At 64.0% G+C, this 1,224-nt stretch carries 1 protein-coding gene; it reads left to right on the top strand.

What is annotated here, in order from left to right; translation table 11 throughout:
- The first annotated feature begins 24 nt into the window (after positions 1-24).
- Positions 25-1,190, top strand: a protein-coding gene (locus ACZ4TW_RS24040) for an IS3 family transposase (RefSeq protein ID WP_465547041.1) whose coding sequence is annotated in 2 segments (ribosomal slippage) — positions 25-309 and positions 312-1,190 — 1,164 coding nt in all. Because the reading frame shifts where the segments join, the coding sequence is not laid out codon by codon here.
- Positions 1,191-1,224: the final 34 nt, after the last annotated feature.

Raw genomic sequence — 1,224 nt, 5'->3', positions numbered from 1 at the left:
GGTTGGCCTGGAAGGATGACCATCGTGCCCAAGCCCTATCCGAAAGAGTTCCGCGATGACGTGGTCCGGGTTGCCCGGGATCGTGAGAGCGGTGTGACGATCGAGCAGATCGCGAAGGACTTCGGGGTGCACCCGATGACCTTGCAGAAGTGGATGCGACGCGCCGACATCGACGACGGCACCAAGTCCGGCATGACGAGCGGGCAGTCCGCAGAGTTGCGGGAAGCGAACAAGCGAATCCGGTTGTTGGAGCAGGAGAATGAGGTCCTGCGCCGGGCGGCTGCGTACCTGTCACAGGCGAACCTGCCGGGAAAAGGCTCTACCCGCTCGTGAAGGAGCTCGCCGCCGACGGGATTCCCGTGGCGGTGTCGTGTCGGGTCTTGAAGCTCTCCCGTCAGCCGTACTATCGGTGGCTCAAAGAGGCGGTCACCACCGCTGATCGGGTCGAAGCGCAGCGAGCGAACGCCCTGTTCGACGCGCACCGCGATGATCCGGAGTTCGGGTACCGCTTCCTCGCCGACGAAGCCGAAGCCGCAGGTCAGGCGATGAGTGCGCGCACGGCGTGGCGGATCTGCTGCGCTAACGGCTGGTGGTCGAGCTTCGGCAAGAAACGTGGACGGAACGGTAAGAAGCCGGGGCCGCCGGTGCACGACGACCTGGTCGAACGTGACTTCACCGCCGAGCTTCCGAACGAGTTGTGGTTGACGGATATCACTGAGCACTGGACCGACGAGGGCAAGCTCTACCTGTGCGCGATCAAGGACGCCTGCTCGGGGCGGATCGTCGGCTACAGCATCGACTCCCGCATGCAATCACGGATCGCGGTGGCCGCGCTCAACAACGCGGTCGCCCGTCGAGAAGACGATGTTGCGGGTTGTATTGTTCACTCGGACAGGGGATCTCAATTCCGGTCACGGAAGTTCGTGTCCGCTCTCAACCGCCACGGTCTCGTGGGGTCCATGGGCAGAGTCGGTGCCGCCGGCGACAATGCCGCGATGGAATCGTTCTTCGCTCTCCTCCAGAAGAACGTTCTGGACCGGCAACGCTGGGCCACCCGCGAGCAGCTGCGGATCGCGATCGTCACCTGGATCGAGCGGACCTACCACCGCCGACGCCGTCAAGCCCGCCTCGGCCGGTTGACGCCCATCGAATACGAGACCATCATCAACACAGCCGCCTCAGCGGCATGACACCGACACTGTCACCTGATCGTGCACCAGTCCC

The organism is Agromyces sp. NPDC029043, assembly GCF_055564615.1.
The sequence above is the reverse complement of the archived record's forward strand: the minus strand, read 5'-3'. Positions and strand labels throughout refer to the sequence as shown.